The sequence below is a fragment of the Pseudoalteromonas sp. HF66 genome (genome assembly GCF_011806445.1).
Lineage (GTDB): Bacteria > Pseudomonadota > Gammaproteobacteria > Enterobacterales > Alteromonadaceae > Pseudoalteromonas > Pseudoalteromonas apostichopi.
Genome location: NZ_JAATOU010000020.1, coordinates 61,118 through 67,556 on the forward strand (window position 1 = coordinate 61,118; position 6,439 = coordinate 67,556).

Annotated in this window: 7 protein-coding genes; all 7 read right to left on the reverse strand. The window is 39.6% G+C overall.

The genetic code is table 11. From position 1 onward, the window contains the following. Positions 1-82: 82 nt before the first annotated feature. The gene (locus tag HCZ11_RS16505; protein ID WP_167658964.1) at positions 83-523 is read right to left on the reverse strand and encodes a hypothetical protein; all 441 of its coding nucleotides are present in this window, start codon (positions 521-523) and stop codon (positions 83-85) included. A gap of 1,113 nt (positions 524-1,636) precedes the next feature. Then, the gene (locus HCZ11_RS16510; RefSeq protein ID WP_167658965.1) at positions 1,637-1,921 is read right to left on the reverse strand and encodes a hypothetical protein; all 285 of its coding nucleotides are present in this window, start codon (positions 1,919-1,921) and stop codon (positions 1,637-1,639) included. Between the two features lie 148 nt (positions 1,922-2,069). Continuing rightward, on the reverse strand, positions 2,070-2,879 hold the full coding sequence (locus HCZ11_RS16515; RefSeq protein WP_167658967.1) for a GIY-YIG nuclease family protein: 810 nt from the start codon (positions 2,877-2,879) through the stop codon (positions 2,070-2,072). A 483-nt stretch (positions 2,880-3,362) separates the two neighbouring features. After that, complete coding sequence (locus HCZ11_RS16520; protein WP_167658968.1) at positions 3,363-4,346, reverse strand: MvdC/MvdD family ATP grasp protein; 984 nt, start codon at positions 4,344-4,346, stop codon at positions 3,363-3,365. A 2-nt stretch (positions 4,347-4,348) separates the two neighbouring features. After that, on the reverse strand, positions 4,349-4,945 hold the full coding sequence (locus tag HCZ11_RS16525; RefSeq protein ID WP_167658970.1) for a hypothetical protein: 597 nt from the start codon (positions 4,943-4,945) through the stop codon (positions 4,349-4,351). 124 nt (positions 4,946-5,069) lie between these two features. Further along, complete coding sequence (locus HCZ11_RS16530; protein WP_167658972.1) at positions 5,070-5,594, reverse strand: DUF6650 family protein; 525 nt, start codon at positions 5,592-5,594, stop codon at positions 5,070-5,072. A gap of 134 nt (positions 5,595-5,728) precedes the next feature. Next, positions 5,729-6,007: a hypothetical protein gene (locus tag HCZ11_RS16535; protein WP_167658973.1), complete on the reverse strand. Its 279-nt coding sequence runs from the start codon at positions 6,005-6,007 to the stop codon at positions 5,729-5,731. Positions 6,008-6,439 lie beyond the last annotated feature (432 nt).

Genomic DNA, 6,439 nt, shown 5'->3' on the forward strand with positions numbered 1-6,439 from the left:
AAATGGGCGGATTAAGCTTGGCTAAAATACTGAGCGAAGCGAACAAAGCCAAGCTTTATTTACTCACTTTTTGAAGCCCTTGTTATGTACCTTTACCCATTATCTTATAGGCTATTGGGTACTCTTTTTTATACAAATCAGAACTCAATTTCATTGCTAGTGCCAGACACAACTCTTCTTTTTCAGGTTGGCTCTGTTTGTTAAACAAAATTATTGAGTTATTTGAAACTTTCTTTCCAAGATCGAACAATTGCTCTCGTTCTTTTGTCGAAATTCTATCTAAGCCAGTCATTAGGTTTGTAACAACCGCGTTATTCCTAGACATCCATGCATCAATAGCTTCAGTAACTATAGCCCCAGCTTCAGGAGCCTTTCTATTGCACATAAATTTAAAAACATCCATTTCTTTAATGTGCCCATAAACTATTCCAATCGCTTCGCCTTCATTTTCAGCATCTGATGAAGCATTTGAATAGGCATAACTTGAAATAAACAATCCAAAGAAAGTTAAAAATACTCTCATACTCTACCTAGCTACCAACTTTCCAATAATGGGCGCAGACATGTGGGGTATAATGGCGAAGCCGCCCCGCGTGTATGCGTCCCAGCGTACGAAGTGAGAGGGTTAATTGGGTTGTTATACGTTTGACTGAACAAAAAACTGCCTCATGCCAACGCTATAGAACACATAGTACGCCCAAACAGCTATTATTACCCCACCTATTAAAACCCCAGTTAAAGAATAAAAAGTCATGAAGGCAATAATAGATGCCCAGTATAGGAAAGTTCCAACGCGGCCAGCCCAGTGTTTATTCACTGAAGCAAAGCAAATTGCTATGATTAGTATGCTAAATAACAGAAAGCTGGGCGCCATACCTGTTAACCAAAATTCTTGGTAAGTAAGGCTGCGCCCATTTAACGAATATTCTCCGTTTGGCCAAGGCCAGAAAGCAAAAAGCACAATCAGTGAGTATGTAATTGAGTTGAGCAAATGCTGAAACCGGAACAACTTTGGCATCCCTTTCGTTTCTTTGAATACTCTCATGAACTTCTTATAAATCATCCTTGATGCCTGCTCTTCGTATAACATTTTAGTATTTATGCGACACGAAGTCTGTGTTGCATAATCGCTTGTTGGACTGAGCTGCTAACTCCTCGGTGTGTCAGAGTTGGTGTTGTTTATACAATGGGAAGTTGCTTTTTGGTGGTTCTCACTTCCTGAGCTAATTTAATCAGCTTAGCTAGTATTATGTAAGCTTTCGCTGCATTGCTCGGTGCTTATTATGTACTCATTACACCTAAATTAGCCTTAAGAAGCAATTTTTATTTTTTACACATGCAGAGGCTACTATCTAACTACTCAGTTGTTCTATTTTGGGTAACTTCCGTAGTTCGTTCAAATTCGACTCTAGAGTATCTGCTCTGAATTATTTTGGGGCAAGACCAATTTGCAAAATATGCAATTTGCTAACTCGAAAAAGGGCAAAGGCGAGTTATATTTATAACTCATCACTGGACAAAAACACGTTAGAGTATTTAATCAGTAACGCCCCAATAATAAGTGAACCAAGTGCTGGCGGGCGATTTGCTCAGCAAATGGCATGACATGCCTTGGTGAATCTGATTAATTGGCTTGTTATGTTTTCCTGTTGCTCTCTATCTTTTTGTATTTAATAAAACAAACTAAAAACGCAACAATACAACCAATTTTGAAAACCAATAAGCTAAATAGGCGCCACCATGCACCTGTTTGCGCCTCAATAATGTCGGATACACCGAAAGCTACAAATGCAATTGATGCTATAAGGCTCGTTCTAAAATTAGCATCTGATTTACCTAGCTTAAAAGCATGCACCAATAGGCATAAGGCGATAATAAACCAGAACAAAGATTCCGCATAATTAAACTCTGCAATGTCCATATAACCTCATTTAGCTATTCGTAAATTTAGATGCCAAGAATTGAAGAAAACATAACGCCCGCAGCAACCGCGGCTTTGCAGTGGAGCCAAAGGCGCAATGGAGAAGCCGTCGGATTGCCTGCGATTGTTATGTTTTATTTCTACCATGTTAATTTTTATTGTAGCCAAACTTTCTACTTAAAAGAGCTTCTTTCCAGTAGCTTTCACGCTCCCGCACATACTCGTCTGATGCATGGGAATCAGCTATCTCAAGAATGGAATATTGGAAGTGTTCTACGTGCTCCGCGCCTTTTTCTCTCAAGACAGCGCGAAGCTCAACATTGCCGCCATGGCCAGTGTGCACATATGAAGCCCATCTTTGCCAAAGACCATCCGCTCCAAGGGCGCTGCCAACATATTTGGAGCCATTCGTTGTATCTACAATGAGATAAACACCTTTTAGACTGGTAAGAGCACCCTTCCAGGATTGTACGCCTTGGGAGACAATTGTTTTTAAAACTTCATATGAAACTGTCGTTGCATGGTAGCCAGGAAAATCGCCTACGGACATTGGCTTTTCGCGCAGCTCACTAACGATATATGAATTTTCTGTCTCAGGGGTTCCCCAGAGGTACGAAGCCCTAGAAGTTCTACTATGTGAGACAATAATACGACCAATTATTTCATCTTGACCTGGTAGCTCTTCAGATTGGTAATAGCAACGCCCTCCAGCCACCTCGTGACCAAGCATTCTGTAAACGCCAGCAAATAGCCACTTATTAGATTGAAGTCCGATTAGCCCAATGACGTGCTCACATTCAAAGTTTCGTTGCGCCTGATTCTCCTGCCATTCTTTGAATGTGCCTGCAAAGAACGCTTCCAGTGGTGGGTATTCAGAACCTGTAGCCAGATGAATTTTATAATTTGAGCAATCAACATTTACTCCATAAAGCCGCAAGAAATCTACTAGATTAGCCATTTTCTGCCTCGGAAACATTACATTTTAGTATTTATGCAACATGCAGCTTGTGTTGCATAATCGCTTGTTGGACTGTGCCGCTACCTCTCGGTGTGTCAGAGTTGGTGTTGTTTATGCTATGGGAATTTGCTTTTTGGTGGCTCTCACTTTCCTAGCTAATTTAATCAGCTTAGCGAGTGTTATGTAAGCTTTCCCTGCATTGCTCAGCGCTTGTTATGTTCTCATTACACCTAAATTTGGCTTAAGAAGCAATTTTTATTTTTTACACATGCAGAGGCTACTATCTAACTACTCAGTTGTTCTATTTTGGGTAACTTCCGTAGTTCGTTCAAATTCGACTCTAGAGTATCTGCTCTGAATTATTTTGGGGCAAGACCAATTTGCAAAATATGCAATTTGCTAACTCGAAAAGGGGCAAAGGCGAGTTATATTTATAACTCATCACTGGACAAAAACACGTTAGAGTATTTAATCAGTAACGTCTCAAACACCGGCACAACTATGCTGTGTCCGTGTGCTTTGACTTGTTAGCATTTGACCTGATAAAGACTTGGCTATTGCCATTGAAATCTCTAACCCCGTTTCGATTTCTATCCATAAAAATTGCCCCTCAGGATTGATTTCGAAAAATACGTAACCTGTTTCCTGACTATACCTCATATCTACCGTCGCATATCTTAACCCTTCGGCATGAATCATACGCAATAACAAGTGATTTAACTCATCTGGAAGTTCATGCTTGTGAATAGGAACTCTATCTATACGACCATCGACTGGGTGCCTTCCTTCTTTATACATTATCTTCGCAGCAAAAAGCTGTTCATCAACAATAGTTACTCTAATATCAAAACTCCCTTCGATATGCTCCTGTATTATCATTGGGCAATTTTTGATTTTATCTAATTCTTCTAAATCTTCTTGGCTAAATTTCCTAGTTTCATAAAAACCAAAATCAGCCCCTGTAAATGTTTTATATATTGCGTCAAAACTGCAGGATTTAATAAAATCTGATGCCTCTCGAGGACTTGTTGTAACAATGGTATTAGGAATCTTAAGCCCATATTTTTGAGCTAGTTTAAGCTGATATATCTTCGACGAAACTCTTCGACTATTATCAATCGGGTTTATGAAATTACTAGAAAACGTAGAAAGACTTCCTCGAAAAGATTGACTTAGTTCTGCGGCGACAAATCTACGTACAGAGGGGTGCTTGTAACTACTGTGCAATTTATACGGTTCAGGGCGCCTCCACCAAACCCCCAGACAATCAGATACGTTTATCACGCCATCTTCGGAAATGATACTTAGGGACTCACTTCCATTCACTAGAGAAAGAGACAATTCTAGTTTTTCTGGAAATTCTCGATTATTAAGTATGGTGTAGGGTACATTCAGTAATTCGAGTTTTTTCGCTACTGCGATTGAATGATAATCATCCTCTTGCGAAATAATTAATACTTGCTTCATTATTAATCGTCCGCACTATGATCATCGTGTGTTGCATCGTCACCGTAGTATTCGTCACTATGCCCATCATCTTGGCGCCCGTTAGAGTTGGTGCCAGACCATTTTGGACTTGTTGTGTTATGGCCACAATATGTTCCCGAGTTTGTCGAAACTGTACAGCTATTCGTTACACCCTCAAGATTATTGCTTGCGAGCCATGCTAACTCATTCGGCGTATATCTTGGAATATCTATATCTTGCGTAAGGGAAGGCCTGTCGATAACGAATGGTCGCCCATTGTCGAGATTTAGTGGATGAATTGGTTCATTAGGGAATATGTGAGAGTTTGGATTAACTAATATTTTTACTGTTTTTGTTTTTTCATTGGGAGAAAAAACGACTTTATCAGTTTCAAGAACTTCAATAATATCTTTTTTATAAATACTCAATAGCTTGCCAAGGTGATAGAAGTAAACTAACCCGTCTAACACATGACTGATGGCGACATATAGACTCACATTGTCAGACTCAATTCTACTTAATGTTATATTTTGATCTACTTCCGGTGATTTTTGTCTAATAAGAAATTGGTTTTGATCTAAAAATTTATCTATTTCCATGAGTGTACCCTCTTAGAATGCTAACGCCCCACTAAGGGGCTGATAATAAGCTTGCTAAAATGTGTAGCGAAGCGAAACCGAGCAAGCTTTTAGCAGTCCCGACTTAAGTGGCTTGTTAGGTTTTTTATAGGTTATCTAAATGAACCTTATCCTGATTTTCAATACGAGTAGACAATTGTTCCAGGTTATCTGGTAGAGATACTTCATACAACTTAGCCAGAGATTCAACTCCTTTAGCAAAAGAAAACCTTACGCGATCAAGGTTGGTTACATTTGATGGTATCCTGATACCTCTGTTTGTCTCTATCACAAAAGAATCTGGTTGATCTAACCACTCTCTGCATACCTGCCTCAACTTATCGATAATCTCATAGGCTTCATCTCCAAAATCCGCTTCCTGTAAACACTTAGTAATTTCACCACGTATTTCTATGAGAGAAGATGTTACCCATTTAGGATTTTCAATATGTGAAAGCGTCACACCATATGGTTTAACTGGTGGATCACAAATTACTCTTCTGTCATCTAAGTAGATTAATAGTTTTCTCACTGCGTTTTTTTCAGATGCAGTAGGAACCCACTGCAGACCTGCAACACCAACAGAAACTCCATTAATGTTCTCTTTAAACCATTTGACCAATTTCTTCATGTTCTTAAAAGACTGTTCCTTAAAAACCTAACGCCCTGTTAATGGGCGGATTACGCTTGGCTAAAATTAGCGAAGAATGAGCGCCAGCCAAGCAGTAAGGCGTCCATTTTAAACAGCTTGTTAGGTTACGAACCTCAATCTACATTGTGATACTGTGCTGCTTGTTCGTAACAGTTAACACATACGACTGACATTTGATTAAACTCTCTGAATCTTTCTGTCTTGCCGTCCTCTTCCTCAAAAACAGCCTCACATTGATAACACCAAGCTTGAAGATCATTTGGAACGCTTGAATTTTCAATGAAACCGAGAGGCTCTCCCTCAGGTTTGACAAGATGACCACATAGTACGGCAGCCACTCGCTTTCCATGCTTACCGCAATCAATATACATCGGTTCTATATCTGTACTCATTAGTAACCTAACATGTTTATAGCGAGCAAATCGCGCATTTTTCTACCACAGCGTCGCTCGTTTTTCTGAATGATTCATTTGTAGCAAAATTCTTAACCAATTACCATTACTACTAAAATGCAGCAGTTCTAGCTTTTGTCTCAGGACAAAAACGAGTGATTGGGTCGCTTTCCTGACTATGCAAGCAATATACTTTGACGAAATAGAAAAGCTAATTTGAATGACCGCTGTTCGCTCAAAGCCGCCCTAAGAGCATTTAAATTAACTCGTTTTGGGGCAAAGGAGAGTTATATTTATAACCCGCCTTTGGAAAAAACGTTTTAGAATATTTATTTGGTAACGCCCTATCTGCAGAGCACATAGACATAATGACTCCCACACGGTGCTAGCCTCCGCCTTTTCGTGGGTTAGCTTAAAGCCAGAGCCATAATT

Bases quoted from the DNA above. Each gene is read 5' to 3' on its own strand.
- HCZ11_RS16505 (WP_167658964.1), bottom strand. From the start codon at position 523: ATGAGAGTATTTTTAACTTTCTTTGGATTGTTTATTTCAAGTTATGCC.
- HCZ11_RS16535 (WP_167658973.1), bottom strand. From the start codon at position 6,007: ATGAGTACAGATATAGAACCGATGTATATTGATTGCGGTAAGCATGGA.
- HCZ11_RS16525 (WP_167658970.1), bottom strand. From the start codon at position 4,945: ATGGAAATAGATAAATTTTTAGATCAAAACCAATTTCTTATTAGACAA.
- HCZ11_RS16515 (WP_167658967.1), bottom strand. From the start codon at position 2,879: ATGGCTAATCTAGTAGATTTCTTGCGGCTTTATGGAGTAAATGTTGAT.
- HCZ11_RS16530 (WP_167658972.1), bottom strand. From the start codon at position 5,594: ATGAAGAAATTGGTCAAATGGTTTAAAGAGAACATTAATGGAGTTTCT.
- HCZ11_RS16520 (WP_167658968.1), bottom strand. From the start codon at position 4,346: ATGAAGCAAGTATTAATTATTTCGCAAGAGGATGATTATCATTCAATC.
- HCZ11_RS16510 (WP_167658965.1), bottom strand. From the start codon at position 1,921: ATGGACATTGCAGAGTTTAATTATGCGGAATCTTTGTTCTGGTTTATT.